The sequence below is a fragment of the Wolbachia endosymbiont (group A) of Barypeithes pellucidus genome, from assembly GCF_964030885.1.
In the GTDB taxonomy this organism is placed as follows: Bacteria; Pseudomonadota; Alphaproteobacteria; order Rickettsiales; family Anaplasmataceae; genus Wolbachia.
Genome location: NZ_OZ034985.1, coordinates 472,591 through 490,056, shown reverse-complemented (window position 1 = coordinate 490,056; position 17,466 = coordinate 472,591). Strand labels below are relative to the sequence as shown.

The following is a 17,466-nucleotide window of genomic DNA, read 5'->3' as shown; positions in this document are numbered from 1 at the left end:
ACAATGGAGGAGGTAGGATTCGAACCTACGTACGCAACGCGGACAGATTTACAGTCTGTTACCTTTAACCACTCGGTCACTCCTCCACAAAAATTTGTTAAGAGAACGCTATTTTAGTACCTTAACTCAAGCTTTTATTGTATTTAATACTAAACACCTAAAATTAAAAAATCAAGCAATAAAACCCACCCTGATTAAAATCATGCAGATTTCATTTTATACAACACAATATTGCCAATAAAACGTCTAAACAAATAATGCGAATCATGCGTACCTGGCGCTTCTTCTGGATGGTATTGCACAGAAAAGACTAGGTAATCCTTCATCATTATTCCCTCTACACTATTATCAAATAGAGAAATGTGAGTAATTTCAACATTACTTGGAAGAGAAGCTGAATCAACAACGAAACCATGATTTTGGCTAGTGATCTCAACTTTTCCACTACTTACATCATAAACTGGATGGTTACTCCCTCGGTGACCAATATCCATCTTGATGGTCTTTGCCCCCAAAGTAATCGCAAGTAATTGATGGCCCATGCATATGCCAAAAATTGGTATTTTAGATTTTATAATAATGTCTATTTCTGAAACTACACTTTCTCCTATTTCTTGCGGATCACCAGGACCATTTGAAAGCACTATACCATCTGGATTCATACTCAACACTTTTTGAGCAAAACCTGTGCTTGGTCTGATTAATTCAACTGTACAACCAAGTTCTATTAAGCGTGAAACTATACTGATTTTTACGCCAAAATCAACGATTACAACCCTATATTTTGCATTAAGGTCACTTTTAAAATTACTATGCAAGCTGACTTTATTGGTTATTTCTATCCCATTTACAGATTTGTATTCCTTCAATTTGTCCAACGCATGCGCCTTACTCGATGAGCATATCGTTCCATTTTGAGATCCATGTTCTCTCAAATGTCTCGTTAAAGCTCTAGTATCAACTCCTGATATCCCAATCACGTTATTTTTCTCTAACCAATCATTTAAACTGATATATGAAGAAGGGTGGGACATAGAAGAAAGTTCACGCATAACCACACCACTTGCAAAAATTTTCTTTCCTTCATTATCTTTATGGTTTATTCCAATGTTACCAATATGAGGAAAAGTGAACGTTATAATTTGATCAGCAAAAGAAGGATCAGTTATAGTATGCTGATAACCGGTCATACCAGTGGTAAAACAGACCTCACCTATGCACTTGCCTTTTTTACCTACTGATTTTCCCCAAAAGCACTTGCCATCTTGTAAAATTAAAACTGCGTCCTGCACTTCATTATCTATTTAACTGATTCAAAACAGTATACAAGAATTTTAAATAATACGTAACTCTTTCTAAAATTCCAAATTTAACCACGAGGCGGCGAAGAACAATATGAAAAAAATTTTTAACGTGCCCTTTCATAAAATATGTTGACTATCTCCGTATTTTATATTAGGTATACTCCGGCAATTATGAAATGGAGGTTTATTATGTCAAATGAAATCCAACCTAAAAATAAGTTACTAATTGTAGGAGCTGGCTTGCTATTCTTTGCGATGGTGTTTCCATCATTTTTTCTCTTAGCAAAAATAGCCATAGGATTAGCTATGATCGCAATTGCAACAATCGTGGTAAAAATTCTCTCAAAAACAATATCAAACGTTCTTGAAAAAAAAAAAGTAGATCAGAATCAGGCAGAACAACAAACAACACAAAGTAAAATTATAAACCTAGCTATTGGATTAACATTTATATTTGCAGGAGGATTATCAATGCTCATTATAGCAAAAACTGGCTTAATTGCAGCATGTGCAGCTATAACTGCTTTAGCTCTACACGAATATGTTAAAAATGAAGAAATAGGAAAAGAGATAAATGATAAATTCGATAAGGTAGCTGACGATACAATCAATTTTATTGTTAGCAGTGTTGAAAAACTTATTCCAACAAAGCCGCCAGGCATACCAGCCTAAACTGTCTCCGTTCAGCAGAGTGGTTTAAGAAACAATAGATAGAAGGTTTTGAAAAGGGTTCAGCCTTCTTTTTATGTCCGTCTTGAGGAACTTCTTGTACAATTAGTTTCTCTTGAGAAAATGAATCTAACATTTTAACATTCCCTTTAACTCTTACATAATATATTGAAAAATAATCAACCTAACTTATAACCTGCAGCTTTATCAGCTTGTTAGGCAGGATTATTAAAGAATTAGTTGAACAGACGTTATCAACTCCATCCACAAGTTCTCCGCTTGTTACTCCAGTTGCAATGAACACTGATTCACCTCTTGCCATATCTTTTACGGTGTAGATTTTTTCTGGATCGTGGATGTTTAAATTTTTTGCTCTTTCTTTTAACTGATCCGTGTCAAATATTAATCTTCCCTCCATCTGTCCGCCGATTGAGCTTATCGCTGCAGCCGCAAGCACCCCTTCTGGTGCTCCTCCTATGCCGATATACATATCATGATTGCCATTTACTAGTGAAACTACGGCCGCAACATCACCATCATCTATTAGTTTAATTTTTGCTCCTAATTTCCTGATTTTCTCTATTAATTCATCATGCCTTTCACGTTTAAGTACAGTTACCACGAGATCATTCACTTTGCATTTTTTTGCCTTGGCTAAATTGTCTAGATTCTTCTCAATGCTATTTTTTAGTGAGACTACACCCTCTGGAAGATTTTTTCCTACCGCTATCTTTTCCATATAAACATCAGGTGCATGTAAAAAATCACCTTTTTTCGTTGCAGCAAGAACGGACATTGCCCCCTGTTTGTAGTGAGCGCAAATTGTGGTACCCTCAAGTGGGTCAACAGCAATGTCGATTTCAGGACCATTTCCAGTGCCAACCTTCTCGCCAATATATAGCATTGGTGCTGAATCTCTCTCACCTTCACCAATTACGATAGTACCATTTATTTCCATTGAATTTAATACTGTACGCATTGCATCAACTGCAACCTGATCAGCCTTTTTTTCATCGCCGAAGCCTGCTAGTTTATATGCAGCAAGTGCTGCAGCTTCAGTCACTTTAACTAATTTATAGGCTAAATCTTCCATCATTTGCTTTAAGAACTATATTCAATATATATCATGCTGCTTGAAACTGCAATATGTCTTGACTGGTTGTGGGAAAGTTGCTACAATAAATTGGATAGTAATAGTGGTAAAATTTGACATGACTTATGAAAAGATAAAGGAAATTGTAACTAACAATCCTAATATAACTGCTGAGGAGTTTGGTGAGAAGTTAAAACAAAGTGGGACAACGGATACAAAGATTTGTGATTTATTTATGGATATCATCCGTTCAACTTTAAACGATCGTAATACATTTCTAAAAGCTGTTGAATTGCTCGCGAAGTCAAACATTAAAATTGATATTGGAGATACTGTTTCTAAGACTGTATTGGATTATGCTGTGGTATGTGGACAACCTGACGTTATAAAGATATTTTTGGAAAGCGGTAAGTTTGATCAAAAAAGAAAATTGAATGCTTTCTCTCTTGCTATTAATGGGGAGAAAGTCCAAGAGTTTGAGGTGTTTTTAGACTACATAGATCATGCAAGCACACAAGAGCATCTAAATGCAGCTCCTCGCAATGAGAACACTGACATTATGAAGATGCTTTTAGATAATAAGAGACTTACTGGAATAGAAAAGGTTAACGCTCTGAGTGGTGCCTCTATAGATGGTGACTTACCAAAAGTTAGGTTACTTTTAAAGCATATGACAGGTATACCAGAAGATGGTATAAGAAATCTTCTAAAAATAATTGAAGAGAGGAAATTATCACTTGGAGAAGAACTTAAAATAGATTCTGAGTTTAAATTAGACTTCAACAACCCTAATCACCATACGTACCTCTCAAATTATGTAATAATTGCAATACTTAGATCAGCAATAAACAAAAAAGAGGAGCGAAATACACCTGACGCAGGAAAAAATGGAGCTGGGTTCAGTAGCAGTAATATAAGTACTGATCAGACTACTACACTAAATAATGTTGAGGACTTATGTGAAAAGATAGATAAGAATATAAAACTTGCAATTCGTTATGATAATGGAATCGCTGATCTTGAAGGCTTGCAAAAAAGATTAAAGAGAGAGATTAATTTTCGAGATAAATGTAAGCAAGGTGCTGTGCTAGGAAATGCATTGTTAGAGCATGCAATTAAAAATGAAAGATTAAACACTATAAAATTTCTCCTACAAAATGGAGTAACCGTTATTAATGTAATTGGTCAAGAAAAAGGAATTAATCGATACTACATTAGTAAAACTGAGGAGAGTAAATCTATATTATGCTCTGTTGTTTCCTATACTGATAATAGTAATGCTGAGATTCTAAGCACGCTACTGCAAAGTGTTAATGCAGAGCAATCAAAGTTAAATCCCGAAGACGAATTATACATATTATACCAACAATTAAAAGATGATGCGTTCTGCACTGCTATTGCAGAAAATAATTCTGTAGCAGCGACAGTGCTAATACAGAACGATCAAGAAACACGCGCATCAGCAGTAAGCAAGAATGGGATACCTATAGCAACAGTGCATCCTATATTAACAAAAGAAACAAATACCAATCAAACTGTTACACCAAATAGTGGTAACGGTCAGCATCATAATAACAAAAATAAAACGCCTGTATCAACAAGGACTGACCGAACTGCCACACCAAATAATGATAACAAAGCTAACAGCTTCATAGATGCTCAATTTTCTCCACCAAATACACAAGAAACTAAATATAAAGAAAGCAAGGAAAATTTTTATACCTCATTAACAAAAGATGTTGTTGGAGTTGTTGTTACAGGGTTATTCATTGCTGCTGCTGTGATGGTTCCATCTGTGGCTGGTGCGGTGGTTTGTGGTGTTATAGCTGCTTTGGTTGCAACATATATCGGATTACATGTAAAAAATTCTACATTACCAAGCTATAAAGAAATGGAAAAAAATAAAGTTGAACACGTGAGTTCAGGTATACAAAAGGTGTGATTTAAGAGAAATCTTTGCCAAGCAGGATGTCATCCGAGTAGCTGACACTGGGATCTATAGCTAGCACAGCCCTACGTCATACCGCCGCGGATAGATTCCGCTAACAAGTAGCGGAATGACGAGTTTCACACTTATCAAATTGTAGGTAAACCTAAATTACTTTAGCTATAATTTACCCAACAAACTTAGATTTTATGCTAAATTGTGCTGCTACTAACTTTGCAACCGGTACTCTATAGGGCGAGCATGAAACGTAATCCACCCCTGATTCGATGAGAAACTCTATAGATCTTGGATCTGCTCCATGCTCTCCACATATACCCAGTTTTATTTCTTTTCGGGTTTTTTTACCTCTTTCAATGGCTATCTTGATTAACCCCCCTACCCCTTCGATGTCCAGCACTTCAAATGGGTCGTTTTCGAATATGTTGCTTTCCTTATAAGAATCGAGGAAATTAACTGAATCATCTCTTGAAAGTCCCATGGTTGTTTGCGTTAAATCATTAGTGCCAAAACTAAAAAACTCTGCATGTTTTGCTAACTTATCAGCAATCAGTGCCGCTCGTGGCAGTTCTATCATAGTGCCGATTGAATAAGCCTTGTCTGATGTCATTCCAGCGCGTGACGCTGGAATCTGCATCTGGATCCCAGCTGAGATGACAGAGGATTCTTTCTTTGCTAGCTCGCATATCAGAACAAACTCTTTCTCACTCATGATAAAAGGAATCATGATTTCAGGCTCCACTTCTATCTTCTTTTCTTTCTTTAATTCACTTGCAGCACTAAGTATTGCCCTAATCTGCATGCTATATATTTCAGGATGAGAAATGGCAAGTCTACAACCTCGATGGCCAAGCATTGGGTTCTTTTCTGACAACTGTGCTATTTTATTTTTTACTGATTCAACTGACTTACTAAGTGATTTGGCGATTTTTTCTATAGTAGACTGATTATTGGGTAAAAATTCATGCAAAGGCGGATCAAGCAACCGTATAGTGACTTCCCTGCCCTCCATAATAGAAAATATTTCTTTGAAATCAGACTTTTGCATTTCTTCCAGTTTAATGAGCGCATTTGCCCTTTCATTTTCATCGTCAGCTATTATCAACTTTTGAATGAATTCGATTCTATCACTAGCGAAAAACATATGTTCTGTGCGACATAAGCCTATACCTTCTGCACCGAATTCTTTTGCAATTTTTGCATCTTTTGGAGTATCAGCGTTCGCTCTCACTTTGATCGTTTTGATTTCATCTATCCAGTTAATTATCGTTTTGAATTCTTGCGATAATTCAGGTAAAATTGTAGGGAGAATGCCAAGCATAACCTCCCCTGTTCCTCCGTTGATGGTAATTGGTTCACCTTTATTTACTTTTGTATCCCCTACAGAAAAGAAAATTCCATCTTTATCGATATAAAGTCCACTCACACTGCAAATGCATGGCTTACCCATTCCACGGGTTACAACAGCAGCATGCGAGGTCATCCCTCCACGTGCTGTTACTATGCCACTTGCAGCATTCATTCCATTAATATCTTCAGGACTCGTTTCTGACCTTACTAAAATCACTTTTTTGCCCTGCTCTGCAGCTTTTTCAGCATCACTTGCACTAAACACTACATATCCGGAAGCAACCCCTGGAGAAGCCGGCAGTCCCTTCCCTATTACTTTCTGGTCACTCTTAACATCAAGAACTGGATGCAATAAATTGTCAAAAGTTTTTGGATCAATTCTCAATATTCCTTCTTCTTTTGTAATCGTTCCTTCGTTTACCATATCAACTATTATGCGAATAGCAGCTTCAGCCGTGCGCTTGCCAGACCTAGTCTGCAAAATCCATAACTTACCGTCCTGTACAGTAAATTCGATATCCTGCATGTCTTTATAATGCCTTTCAAGTTTTTCACATACCACGCATAATTTTCGGTAGACACTTGGCAGCAACTTCTCCATGGTGTTTTTTTGCTCTCCGTCAATTGGCATAGGAGTATAAACACCAGAAACCACATCCTCACCCTGAGCATTAACCAAAAACTCACCAAAAAGCTTTTTTTCTCCAGTTGAAGGGTTTCGTGTAAATATCACACCAGTTGCAGAATTATCATTTAAATTACCAAAAACCATTGCTTGCACGTTGACTGCTGTTCCAAGGTTTTCAGGAATATTATGTATTCTTCTATAGGAAACAGCCCTATCATTTTTCCAAGAGGCAAATACTGCATTAACTGAGTTTAACAATTGCTCTTCAACGTTCTGCGGAAAATGTTTTCCTGTTTTTTCATGTACTATCCTTTTGAAATTGCTAACAATTCTCTTTAAAACATCAACATCAAGATCAGCTAAGCTTTTTGCTCCACTCTTTTGCTGCTCATTATCAACAACATCTTGAAATAGGTGATGGTCAAGCTGTAGTACAACATTGGAGTACATCATAATGAAACGGCAGTAGCTATCGTAAGCAAAACGTTCGCCACTTTTTTTTGCAAGCCCAACAACGGTTTCATCATTTAGACCAACATTTAAAATAGTATCAAGCATGCCCGGCATTGAGTTGACACTACCAGAGCGTATGGAAACTAATAAGGGGTTATTTAAATCCCCGAATTTACAACCGATGTCATTTTCGAGCATCGTCATGTAGTTTTTGATCTCGTTACGTAGGTCGTTAGACAATTCATTATCCTGACAGTAGGCCTGACAAACAGAGGTGGAAATTGTGAAACCAGGTGGAACAGGAATGCCAACATTGCACATTTCTGCTAAATTTGCTCCCTTCCCTCCCAGCAGATTTTTCATTTCTGCATTGCCTTCGCACTTGTTCTGGCTGAAGTAATGTATTAACTTTTCCCCCATCATTTTCTCCGGATTTTCACTGATAAACACATTGTACATATAGTCCCAATAAACCTGTGAGGACTTGAAACCTTAGGATAATAAATTTTACAAAATTTGGCAACAACGTTCCTTCTGGCAACATCAGTAAAGTTAACAAAAAAGATGACAAATTATTATCAATAAGAATATATAATATAAAGATACATTTAAAAATTTTTTTATGGCTCTTTATTTAAGAGATAGGGTCAATTTTTCTATGAGTAGCTACAATTTAAAGACCTTGCTTCATCAATGTAATGGAACAAAACCTTTTTAGTAAGTTCAAAACCTTCTAAAGTCTCTCCTTCGCATCTTGCTGTAATGCAGTTTTGCGTATTTGATACCCTAAGAAGCCACCAACCTTTATTATCGGTTACCTTAACACCATCAAGATTTGAAAATACAATATTTTGCTGCTCCAGTGTTTTCTTTATTGATTCAATTATTTGAAATTTTTTCTCATCTTTCACTATAATCTTTACTTCATGAGTGATATATAACTTCGGTAAATCCTCAATTACTTGAGATAGGCTTTGGTTTTTCTTAAGCAAAATGTCAACTGCTTTAACAGCAGAATATAGCCCATCATCAAAACCTAGCTCAGAAAAGAAGAAGTGCCCGCTTAATTCACCAGCAAACTTTGCCTCTTCCTCTACCATCTTCTTCTTAACTAGTGAGTGTCCAGTAGCGCAGGTAATAACTTGCCCTCCTAACTTACTAACAAAATCATGCACTTTCATACTCATTTTTACGTTGGCAATAACTTTGCTTTCTGGATATTCCTCCAACACTTCACGTGCAAAAATTATAAATAAATGGTCATTGGAAACAACGTTGCCTTTATTATCAATTAAGCGCACCCTATCGCTATCGCCATCTAGCGCAATGCCAAGATCACATCCATATTCCTTCACAATGTCAATTAATTGAGCGAGATTTTTTTCCTCTATGGGATCTGGATCATGCAGTGGAAATGCCCCATCTATAGAGTTATTGGTTACGATATGCGTATGACCAGGCAAGATCTTTTCAATATACCTTATAATTCCACTTGCTGGACTATTTCCACAATCCCAGGCTATTTTTAATTTCTGTGTAGCATTATTCTTCACTGCACCTTTTAATATGCGAATGTACTCACCATATATATTTATGTTAATTAAGCTTCCAATTCTTGTACTATTTTTAATTGGACTGCTTATAATTTCCTTCATTTCTTGATCTGAGAAGACTTTTTTATTACTAAAAAATTTAAAGCCATTATATTCGCTGGGGTTATGAGAGGCAGTTATTATGATACCAAGATCCGCCTGCGTGATTTGTGTTGCAGCGTAGAGCATAGGTGAAGAGCATAGTCCAACGCGTATAACATTTGCACCGGATAAAGTTAAGCCCCTAATTAATTCTCTTTCTATACCTGGTGAATCTATTCTGCTGTCGTAGCCGACACAAACACTAGCTACGGTTTGGCCAAACTTTCTACCTATCTCGTACCCATCATTAATCTGCAAATCTTTGCCTACTATACCTCTAATATCGTATTTTCTTATAATGGTATTGTCCATACTGCACTGCTTAAGGAGTAACTACTATATAACATAATGGACAAGTGTTCAAATTTCTTCTTTATTTACCCATATAATTAGTTGATTTTTTAATTAAAATTGTTAGTATTATAGTATATTTTCTAAAAATGTAAAATTATGCCATGGGAGAACGAAAATGTATTTATAGCTGAGGGTCAAAGTTTAAATGTAGATGAACAGCAGAAAAAGGATATTTTAGATGTGATTGAATCTTGTAGCAGCTTTCAAGAGACTATAAAACAATTGGAGGAAAAAAATTTAATCTGGTATTTTATTGGCCCTTTACGCAAAGATGAGAACATTACAGGACAGATAAATTTAAAGTGGGAAAAGGAGTTCCAAAAATTTGAGCAATCAATAAATGAAACACATAGAGAATTTGAAGCATCTTTACCAAATCAAAATTTCTTAGTGTATTCAACAAAAGATAATGACTTCAAAATTAGATTTGAAAATGAAGAAAAACCAATAGAAATTAGCAATATTTTAGGGGCCAGCAGTGAAGGTAAGGTTTATAACATATCTTTAGGGAAAGATAGTCAAATAACCGCAAGCAAGAAAAATGGCAATGAGAGGCACTATGATTTTACTGGCTCCGGCTCATGTGAAATGACCATTAACTGGCAGGCTAAAGATTCTGAAGGTAACAGCATAGACTGTAGCATGATCGTAAAATTGGATTCTGGTGGTATACAGAGTGTTATTGGTAAGCCAAAGTTTGGAGGAATAACGAGTTCAGAAGAAGTATTAAAGTTAGTTGGACAAAATAAAGAAGTTTTTATCAACGGAAAAACTTTATATCAAGCTTTTACTAGGCTCTGTGGACAAAATTTTAGAGAAGCCATACAAGAGCCCCGACAAAATTTAGAAAACCCATAAAAACCTCAGCCGTTTTATCGAATCTGGAAAAAATACGCCTAAAGTTCTTAATTTTACCGAAAAAACACTCAATTAAATGACGCTCTTTATAAATGTGTTTATCGTAACCCCTCTGCACTTTTCGATTACGCTTCGGAGGAATAACTGCTGTACATCCCTTGCTTTCAAGACTCGTAACAAAAGCATTGCTGTCATAGCCTTTATCAGCCACTACAGTGGTATTATAGACACTTTCAGTTAATGTTGCTGCTTGTGTAATCTCATTTCTTTGACCAGGGGTCAGAGTAAATTTAAGTGGATTTCCAAGTGCATCGACAAGCGCATGTATTTTAGTTGTAAAGCCACCTTTGCTCCTCCCTAAAGCTTCTTGATCCTTGGAGTTTTTTGTATATCCAGATGAACATGGATGGGCTCGGATGATCGTACCGTCGATTATAGCAACTTCTAAATCAGGCTCTTGTTTAGTATATTCAAGCAATTTTTCCCAGACATCTCTTTCACACCATCTTTTAAATCGCTTATGTATACTCCTGTAATTACCATAAGTTTTTGGTAAAAGTCTCCATTGGCAACCACTTCGGACTATGTACCACACTGCCTCTATGAATATTCTTAAACGTTTTTCATCTTTGCTATGCATTCCTTTTACGCTTTTTATGAACTCTAAAATTTGTTTCCAATTTTCCTCTTTGATGTAATATTGCATATGGTAGTTTCTCCATTTTTTACCTATTAAGCTAAACTACCATCTTTTTCTCTCTTTTCATATTTTTTGTCCACAGAGCCTAGCGGCTTTAGCGTTTGTACCACCTGGGCAAAAGCGGATAATAAATTCTATTTACTTGATGTATATCGTGCAAAGCTTGAGTATCCAAAATTTAAAGAACAAGTTCTGTCACTAGCTGCAAGGTGGAAGCCACATGCAATTTTAATCGAAGCAAAAACGAGTGGTCAGCAATTGATTCAAGAGCTAAAGGCAAATAGTGACCTACCTGTTATCGAGATAGTGCCACATAGCGGTAAACTTGCTCGATTCTACCAAATTGTTCCAATAATAGAGTCTGGTAAGGTTTTTCTGCCACACCAAGCAGTATGGCTCAACGATTTTGAGTATGAAATTTTTATGTTTCCGGAAACGCGCTACGATGACCAAGTAGACAGTACCGTACAATATCTGCAGTGGGTAAGAAATAGTGCCTCTAGGGTTATGGCTGTACGAACATTGTGATTTAGGCCCACCAGATGCAAGTAGCCTATGGATGACGGGAGAATTAAATGACATCGTTTACTATACAATGTTTGTACAGTTCTGGATAAAAAAATTAGCTAACAAATTTATAAACATCAGTATACAACTCATCAACGCTTGGTTCTTTACTATTTTTGGCAAAATCTTCCGACTTTTTTACTAAATCACGTACTTCCTTATCAATTACTTTACATTCTTCTTCTGAAGCAATTTTATTATCTATCATGTATTTCTTTAAAGTGCCTATAGGGTCATGATTTTGCTTCATATCTTCAACTTCTTCTTTTAAGCGATAAGTAGCAGGATCTGACATCGAATGGCCGCGATATCGATATGTCTTCATTTCAAGCAGGATAGGCCCTTTTCCGCTGCGTGTGTGTTCCGCTGCTTCGCTTGTAGCCGCATAAACAGAGAAAAAATCCATTCCATCAACTTGTTTTCCAGAAATACCAAAACTTTCTCCTCTTTTATATAACTCTGTTACTAAAGTTGATCTTTGCACAGAAGTTCCCATTGCGTATTCGTTATTTTCTATGATGTAAACCACAGGCAACTTCCACAAAGCTGCCATATTAAATGATTCATATACTTGTCCTTGATTTGCAGCACCGTCACCAAAATACGTGAATACCACGTTATCTTTTTTCTTATACTTATTAGCAAATGCTATTCCTGTGCCAATTGGAACTTGTGCTCCCACTATTCCATGTCCACCGAAGAATTTTTTTTCAACGTCAAATACGTGCATCGAACCACCTTTACCTTTCGAGCATCCTGTTTCTTTGCCAGTGAGTTCTGCCATTACAACATTTGGATCAGAATCACATGCGAGCATTAAGCCATGGTCTCTATAACTTGTGATAAAAGCGTCACCTAATTTTGATGCAGCTTGAGTTCCAACTGCAACTGCTTCCTGTCCTATTGATAGGTGACAGAACCCGCCTATTAATCCCATCCCATATAATTGTCCTGCTTTTTCCTCAAATCTGCGTATGAGTAGCATTTTCCTGTAGAATCCAATTATCTGTTCTTTAGTGAAATTTTCTGCTTTCATATCGATTTCTTTTTCATTAAACTAAAATAATATCAGAAATTTTTAACATTTTGTAATAAATCTTAATGGATTACTACCACTGGCTTGAAGCTTTTCACATTATCTCCGTCATTATGTGGATGGCAGGTATGCTTTATTTACCCAGGCTTTATGTCTACCACGCAACTGTAAAACCGGGATCGAAAAATGATAGCTTGCTTCAAACAATGGAAAAGAGGCTACTTAGATATATCATAAACCCTGCAATGCTTTTCTCACTTGGTTTGGGAATGACATTAATGATTATAAGAGAAGCATATCGCGAAGGGTGGTTTCATGTGAAAGCACTAGCATTATTTTTTATGTTTGCTATTCATGGACTGCTTGCAAAATACAGGAAAGATTTTGCAATGGGTTCAAATGAAAAAAAACACGTTTATTTTCGTGTTTTAAATGAAGCAGTTACAGTATTGATAATAGTTATAGTTATTATGGTTGTTGTAAAACCTTTTTGACTGACCTTACCCAAAAAAAGCAGAGAGCTCAGCTACTCTTCTATTTTCATTTTTGACTTTTTTGAAAATAACATAAGCTAAAGTGACTTAGGTTCTCTAATTGCACATAAGTCAACAATAATTTTCACACAAATCAAAACAGCATATCTTCTTATATGTTGAAATTAAGTCTTTATAAGTATTAAGAAGTAGTAATATAAAGATGTATAGAGAAGAGGAACCGTATATCTTCTTGGTCATAAGGACCGCGGTGGAGCAAGGTTCTCTTCTCTGTTTATTATACTGAAAGTTCCGAACAACTGATTGAGCTTTTAGGCTCGTATATAAGGCTGGAAAATGCAGTATATGTTATTATTATGGAGGAATTATGAATTCATCAAACATTATTGCTGGCATTGATGTTAGCAAAGGTAAATTAGATATCCACATTCACCCACTTGAGCATTATAAAATATTTGAAAACAATGTACAATCCATTGATGAAATACTGGACTTTTTACGTTTGCATAATGTAACCAAAGTTGGTCTTGAGGCAACTGGTGGATACGAAAAATTATGTGCCTATACTTTACTAAGCAATGGTTTTGAGGTGTACATCATTCAACCAAGGTGGGTGAGAGACTATGCTAAAAGCCTTGGTATTACTACAAAAACTGATAAAATAGACTGCAGTATCATTTCACGTTATATCAATAACACAGATATGCGTGTTACTCCTTTAACAGTTGATAATGGTAATATTGATTGCTTGAAACAAAAATTATCTCGTAGAAACCAACTTGTAGAAATAGCAAAAATACAAAAAACCCAAATCCAACAGGTAACGGATACATCTATAATCAAACAAATAGAGGAGCTTCTTGCAATTTTACGTAATCAAATTAAAACTTTAGAAGATGAGATGATTACATTTATCGATCAAAATCAAGAGCTTAAAAGAAAATACATATCAATAACTAGTATACCAGGTGTAAGCAAAATCACAGCCATTACTTTGATTTGCTATTTGCCCGAACTTGGAACCCTTCAAGAAAAGCAAATATCTAGCCTTGCAGGACTTGCACCTTTTAATCGAGACAGTGGTTTTAGTAAAGGAAAGAGATGTATTCAGGGCGGTAGATCACAAGTTAGGACGGTTTTACATATGTGTATTCTCAGTGCACAGAAGGGAGTGTTAAATAAACTGTGTCAAACCGAAAAAAAAGTAATAAATTGATATAAAAAAATGGAGGTTTGACAATGAGTCAGAAAGTAGTAAACAGAACTACCGGTTTGGTAGATTATAAAGAATTAGAAACAAATATCCTGTCGTCTATACGAGAAGGAAGACCGTTGACAGGAAGAGATGGAGCATTAACACCGTTTATAAAAAAGTTGCTGGAGGTAAGCCTGGAAGGTGAAATAGAAAACCACTTGTCGGCTGAAAGCGAAGAGAATAATCGAAGAAATGGGAGAAATGCAAAAACTTTACGTACAAGTGCAGAGCTATTAACACCAAGAGATAGAGAAGGAAGTTTCGAACCACAAATAGTCAAAAAAAGGCAAACAAACTTACATCCAGAGCTTGAAACGAAGATTTTGAGCACATTTGCCAGTGGTATGGGCTATAGAGATATAGTGTCACATGTTGAGGAAATTTATGATCACAAAATATCGGCGGCAGAGATATCAAGTATTACTGACAAATTGCTACCAGTAATCAACGAATGGCGTAGTCGCCCGCTGCAGTCTGTATATCCGATAGTTTTCATGGATGGCATGTTTTTTAAAGTCAAAGAGGACGGGCATTGCGTAAGTAAATGCATGTATAACATATTAGGCATAGATCAAAATGGCAAAAAAGAAGTATTAGGTTTTTATTTGGCTGAAAGTGAAGGAGCTAACTTCTGGTTGGGAGTGTTAAATGACCTCAAAGAAAGAGGAGTAGAAGATATCCTTATTGCCTGCGTTGATGGGCTAAAAAGCTTTCCTGCAGCTATAAACAGTGTCTTTCCTAATGCGGAAGTGCAGATGTGTATAGTGCATCAGATACGCAACTCACTGAAGTATGTGGCCAGTAAAGATGCGAAGAGTTTTTTGAGCGATTTAAAGAAGGTATATCAAGCTTCAAGCAAGGAAATTGCCGAGAATTATCTGTTGGAATTGGATGAAAAATGGGGCACAAAGTACCCTATGGTTATAAAATCTTGGCAGAATAATTGGGAAAACTTGTCTGGTTATTTTAAGTATTCTGGTCCAGTTAGGAGGATAATCTACACCACCAATCCCATAGAGGGGCTACATAGGCAAATTAGGAAATTCACTAAGACCAAAGGCTCATTTACCAGCATAAATGCCTTGTATAAGCAGGTATATTGTGCTATAAAGAAGGCAGAGGAAAAGTGGACGATGCCTGTACATGATTGGGCATTAACTATCTCTCAACTTGATGTTTTCTTTCCTGGCAGATTGAAAATTGAGTCGAACTAAAAATGCGGTTTGACACAGTTTATTTAACACTCCCTATAATCAATATAAAAAGCCATATAAAATTGCTTCCACTGCTGCCATGAGAAAATTACTTACTCTTGCTAACTCTTTAGTAAGAGATGGTAGAGTGTTCACTGAGGAATATAGTCCTAATTCTACTTTTATCTAGTACTAGCGTAGCTGTGAATAAATACGTCCACACAAACTTTAAGTATTTATTCACAGCTACATCAATTTTTCTATTGACTTTTAACACAACTGCTCTACATTCCATGGGACCCATTTTTGATATACTACCATGTCGGTCAACTTCTCCAGAAGAATATTGCCTTGGTGTCAACCCTATATATGCTCCAACTGTATCAGATTTCTCAAACCTATGTGGATTATCAATAGCAGCTTTAAATGTCATTGCCACTATAATACCAACTCCTGGAGTAGTAGTTAACAATTTGCAATCTTCATCTTTTTCACCTTGTTCTGAAAGTATTTTGTCAAGCTTTCTTAATGACTTTTCTATTGCTTCCAAACTACAAACTAACGCTTCAATTGAAGTCTTACTGACTTTATCTAAATCTTTAATTGCTTTTTCCACTCTTAAAGACAAGCTTTCAAATTTTGATCCTTTACCGACCATGTATCTTCAATAACCCTCTTATTGTTCCGACAATTTGCTGTTTGCTACATATTAACTGTCTTCTGCTTCCAAGCGCTATTTTAATTTGACAAGACTCATCTGATTTTACTAACACTTCTTTGTACAACCCAGCCCTCATCATCTGCGCTATACCCCTCGCATCGTTTTTATCATTCTTATTGATTCTTGCAGACAATGCTGCTGCCATATGCCTTGCATCTACACAAATTACTGGTAATCCAAAACTCCTTAACTCTTTGCACATTGATATTGACAACTGTCCACTTTCTATTCCTATGGATTCGTATTTTTTGCCTTGGCTAAGCAAATACTCTGCTATTGCATTACTTTCGCTTGCAACAACCTCTTCCTTAACAATTTTTCCTTTCTCATCAACGATACTGATGAAAGTTTCTTTGAGTGAGACATCTAATCCGCTATAATATTTCATGACCTACTGTAAAAGTTTAAATTATTTTTGAAGAATTTATTCTACTGAATTCGTTACTTCGTGCTAAAATAATGGAGTATGTCTCTCCATCATTCAACAGCAATTACAGTATGTTTACCTATAATTTGATAAGCGTAAAACTCGTCATTCCGCTACGTGTTAGCGCCGCGGCGGTATGACGCAGGAAGACCTGATCTGTAGCTGTATTTGTCCAATTTACGAAATAGAGCAGTATTACTTTTATACTGTCTTTACCCGCAAAAAAATTGCACAATTTCTATAATTATGGTATAATGGTAAGGGTATTTTTAATGAATTAGATACAGGAAATGCCACTTACACAGATCATATTATATAGCGTAACATTACTTGCTGTAGCTGCAGTATTTCTCTTTTTGAGAAAAATATACAAAAATCGCATTAGAAAAATCATATTTCCTAGAAAAGTTTTTAAAGAAGAGTGGGAAGAAGACAGAAAATTCAATGAATTGTATCAAAAAAATAAGCAAAAAGAGTTGCTGAAGCAACAAGAAACGCTACGCGAGAAACAAAAAGATGTGCAAGTTTATAAAGAAGATCCAGAAATAGTTGACATAGCAAACCCGGTAGGTAAATGGACAAAGATGGTTATGATGGGTAATGGTTTAATGCAGCGTTTTGCACAATTGATACATAGAGAAGGCGGCCAGAAAGGATTTTGGGAGCTGTTTGTAAAAGCTCAGGCTTCAACTCAAGGTAAACATAAGGGGAAGGGCAGATAATCC

13 protein-coding genes, 1 tRNA gene and 3 pseudogenes are annotated in these 17,466 nt (G+C 36.1%); 8 read left to right on the top strand and 9 right to left on the bottom strand.

The genetic code is table 11. The features are described from left to right. Nucleotides 1-4 precede the first annotated feature (4 nt). A tRNA-Tyr gene (locus ACQH1X_RS02580) sits at nt 5-86 on the bottom strand. Between the two features lie 114 nt (nt 87-200). Next, on the bottom strand, nt 201-1,292 hold the full coding sequence (gene carA, locus ACQH1X_RS02575) for a glutamine-hydrolyzing carbamoyl-phosphate synthase small subunit (protein WP_425386465.1): 1,092 nt from the start codon (nt 1,290-1,292) through the stop codon (nt 201-203). Between the two features lie 201 nt (nt 1,293-1,493). Between carA and ACQH1X_RS02570 the strand changes: the two genes are divergently transcribed. Next, nucleotides 1,494-1,976: a hypothetical protein gene (locus ACQH1X_RS02570; RefSeq protein WP_425386464.1), complete on the top strand. Its 483-nt coding sequence runs from the start codon at nt 1,494-1,496 to the stop codon at nt 1,974-1,976. A gap of 181 nt (nt 1,977-2,157) precedes the next feature. Here ACQH1X_RS02570 and glpX read toward each other — a convergent pair whose 3' ends face one another. Next, on the bottom strand, nt 2,158-3,066 hold the full coding sequence (gene glpX / locus ACQH1X_RS02565) for a class II fructose-bisphosphatase (RefSeq protein ID WP_425386650.1): 909 nt from the start codon (nt 3,064-3,066) through the stop codon (nt 2,158-2,160). A gap of 118 nt (nt 3,067-3,184) precedes the next feature. Between glpX and ACQH1X_RS02560 the strand changes: the two genes are divergently transcribed. Beyond that, complete coding sequence (locus ACQH1X_RS02560; RefSeq protein WP_425386463.1) at nt 3,185-5,008, top strand: ankyrin repeat domain-containing protein; 1,824 nt, start codon at nt 3,185-3,187, stop codon at nt 5,006-5,008. 172 nt (nt 5,009-5,180) lie between these two features. Here ACQH1X_RS02560 and ppdK read toward each other — a convergent pair whose 3' ends face one another. Then, nucleotides 5,181-7,862 (bottom strand): pyruvate, phosphate dikinase, encoded by a 2,682-nt coding sequence (gene ppdK / locus ACQH1X_RS02555; RefSeq protein ID WP_425386649.1) that lies wholly within the window; start codon nt 7,860-7,862, stop codon nt 5,181-5,183. A gap of 236 nt (nt 7,863-8,098) precedes the next feature. After that, a complete protein-coding gene (locus tag ACQH1X_RS02550; RefSeq protein WP_425386462.1) occupies nt 8,099-9,448 on the bottom strand; it encodes a phosphomannomutase/phosphoglucomutase in 1,350 nt (449 codons plus the stop codon). Nucleotides 9,449-9,555: 107 nt separating this feature from the next. Between ACQH1X_RS02550 and ACQH1X_RS02545 the strand changes: the two are divergent. Next, nucleotides 9,556-10,282 (top strand): annotated as a pseudogene (locus ACQH1X_RS02545) (hypothetical protein); the annotation flags it as partial. Between the two features lie 19 nt (nt 10,283-10,301). Here ACQH1X_RS02545 and ACQH1X_RS02540 read toward each other — a convergent pair. Next, nucleotides 10,302-11,054, bottom strand: coding sequence for an IS5 family transposase (locus tag ACQH1X_RS02540; protein ID WP_425385758.1), 753 nt, complete (start codon nt 11,052-11,054; stop codon nt 10,302-10,304). Nucleotides 11,055-11,135: 81 nt separating this feature from the next. Between ACQH1X_RS02540 and terL the strand changes: the two are divergent. Continuing rightward, a pseudogene (gene terL, locus ACQH1X_RS02535) lies at nt 11,136-11,576 on the top strand (phage terminase large subunit); the annotation flags it as partial. 94 nt (nt 11,577-11,670) lie between these two features. On the opposite strand, the gene pdhA reads toward terL, so the two are convergent. Continuing rightward, a complete protein-coding gene (gene pdhA, locus ACQH1X_RS02530) occupies nt 11,671-12,651 on the bottom strand; it encodes a pyruvate dehydrogenase (acetyl-transferring) E1 component subunit alpha (protein WP_341818618.1) in 981 nt (326 codons plus the stop codon). 65 nt (nt 12,652-12,716) lie between these two features. Here pdhA and hemJ point away from each other — a divergent pair, with 65 nt between their 5' ends. The 3 genes and pseudogenes from hemJ to ACQH1X_RS02515 all read left to right on the top strand — a co-directional run bounded on the left by hemJ (nt 12,717) and on the right by ACQH1X_RS02515 (nt 15,614). Next, nucleotides 12,717-13,145 (top strand): protoporphyrinogen oxidase HemJ, encoded by a 429-nt coding sequence (gene hemJ / locus ACQH1X_RS02525; protein WP_425386461.1) that lies wholly within the window; start codon nt 12,717-12,719, stop codon nt 13,143-13,145. 367 nt (nt 13,146-13,512) lie between these two features. Then, nucleotides 13,513-14,313: pseudogene (locus tag ACQH1X_RS02520) on the top strand (IS110 family transposase); the annotation flags it as partial. 71 nt (nt 14,314-14,384) lie between these two features. Continuing rightward, the gene (locus ACQH1X_RS02515; protein WP_425385875.1) at nt 14,385-15,614 is read left to right on the top strand and encodes an IS256-like element ISWpi15 family transposase; all 1,230 of its coding nucleotides are present in this window, start codon (nt 14,385-14,387) and stop codon (nt 15,612-15,614) included. Nucleotides 15,615-15,723: 109 nt separating this feature from the next. On the opposite strand, the gene ACQH1X_RS02510 is transcribed toward ACQH1X_RS02515, so the two are convergent. Both ACQH1X_RS02510 and ACQH1X_RS02505 read right to left on the bottom strand, forming a co-directional pair. Further along, nucleotides 15,724-16,251, bottom strand: a complete 528-nt coding sequence (locus tag ACQH1X_RS02510; RefSeq protein WP_425386460.1) for a transposase — start codon at nt 16,249-16,251, stop codon at nt 15,724-15,726. Beyond that, on the bottom strand, nt 16,241-16,702 hold the full coding sequence (locus ACQH1X_RS02505; protein WP_425386402.1) for an IS110 family transposase: 462 nt from the start codon (nt 16,700-16,702) through the stop codon (nt 16,241-16,243). Before ACQH1X_RS02505 ends, ACQH1X_RS02510 begins: the two co-directional genes overlap by 11 nt. A gap of 329 nt (nt 16,703-17,031) precedes the next feature. Here ACQH1X_RS02505 and ACQH1X_RS02500 point away from each other — a divergent pair, with 329 nt between their 5' ends. Beyond that, nucleotides 17,032-17,463: a hypothetical protein gene (locus ACQH1X_RS02500; protein ID WP_425386459.1), complete on the top strand. Its 432-nt coding sequence runs from the start codon at nt 17,032-17,034 to the stop codon at nt 17,461-17,463. Nucleotides 17,464-17,466 lie beyond the last annotated feature (3 nt).

Coding starts and splice junctions, on each gene's coding strand:
- ACQH1X_RS02510 (WP_425386460.1), bottom strand. CDS start 16,251: ATGGTCGGTAAAGGATCAAAATTTGAAAGCTTGTCTTTAAGAGTGGAA.
- glpX (WP_425386650.1), bottom strand. CDS start 3,066: ATGGAAGATTTAGCCTATAAATTAGTTAAAGTGACTGAAGCTGCAGCA.
- ppdK (WP_425386649.1), bottom strand. CDS start 7,862: ATGGGGGAAAAGTTAATACATTACTTCAGCCAGAACAAGTGCGAAGGC.
- ACQH1X_RS02505 (WP_425386402.1), bottom strand. CDS start 16,702: ATGAAATATTATAGCGGATTAGATGTCTCACTCAAAGAAACTTTCATC.
- ACQH1X_RS02540 (WP_425385758.1), bottom strand. CDS start 11,054: ATGCAATATTACATCAAAGAGGAAAATTGGAAACAAATTTTAGAGTTC.
- ACQH1X_RS02550 (WP_425386462.1), bottom strand. CDS start 9,448: ATGGACAATACCATTATAAGAAAATACGATATTAGAGGTATAGTAGGC.
- ACQH1X_RS02515 (WP_425385875.1), top strand. CDS start 14,385: ATGAGTCAGAAAGTAGTAAACAGAACTACCGGTTTGGTAGATTATAAA.
- ACQH1X_RS02570 (WP_425386464.1), top strand. CDS start 1,494: ATGTCAAATGAAATCCAACCTAAAAATAAGTTACTAATTGTAGGAGCT.
- pdhA (WP_341818618.1), bottom strand. CDS start 12,651: ATGAAAGCAGAAAATTTCACTAAAGAACAGATAATTGGATTCTACAGG.
- ACQH1X_RS02560 (WP_425386463.1), top strand. CDS start 3,185: ATGACTTATGAAAAGATAAAGGAAATTGTAACTAACAATCCTAATATA.
- hemJ (WP_425386461.1), top strand. CDS start 12,717: ATGGATTACTACCACTGGCTTGAAGCTTTTCACATTATCTCCGTCATT.
- ACQH1X_RS02500 (WP_425386459.1), top strand. CDS start 17,032: ATGCCACTTACACAGATCATATTATATAGCGTAACATTACTTGCTGTA.